Source organism: Halomonas cibimaris (genome assembly GCF_039537045.1).
In the GTDB taxonomy this organism is placed as follows: domain Bacteria; phylum Pseudomonadota; class Gammaproteobacteria; order Pseudomonadales; family Halomonadaceae; genus Vreelandella; species Vreelandella cibimaris.
On record NZ_BAAAZT010000031.1, the window covers coordinates 1 to 557 of the forward strand.

Genomic DNA, 557 nt, shown 5'->3' on the forward strand with positions numbered 1-557 from the left:
CAGCACTCGGCCGGCGTGCAACGCCAGTACAGTGGCACCGCCGGCCGTATCGAAAATAGTCAGATCGGGGTCTTTCTTCTCTACGCTAGCCCGGCAGGGCATGCCTTCCTGGATCGCGCCCTGTACTTGCCCAAATCCTGGACACAGGACCGCGAGCGTTGTCGGCGTGCGGGCATCCCTGATGACGTCGAATTTGCCAGCAAACCCGAGCTCGCTCGCCGGATGCTGGAGCGCGCGATGGATCAGGACATACCGGCCGCCTGGGTGACGGGGGATAGCGTCTATGGCGGTAACCGCAGCCTGCGTCTGTGGCTGGAGGATCGCTCACAACCCTTTGTTTTAGAAGTGGCTTGCAACGAACCCTTGTGGTGGAAGAGTTTCCAGTACACGCGAGCCGACGAGATCGCGGCGGCACTGCCGGATGACGCATGGCAGACCCTATCCGCTGGCTCAGGCAGCAAGGGCGAACGCAGGTACGACTGGGCGTTGACGCCGCTGACAAGGCTGCAGCCTACGGAAGAGGCACGCCGCTGGGGCCATTATCTTCTGATCCGACG

General features: G+C 62.5%; 1 protein-coding gene. It reads left to right on the forward strand.

Going from position 1 to position 557, the window contains the following annotated elements; genetic code table 11:
* On the forward strand, positions 1-557 hold a 557-nt coding region (locus ABD654_RS05590; protein ID WP_344703109.1), incomplete at both ends, for an IS701 family transposase.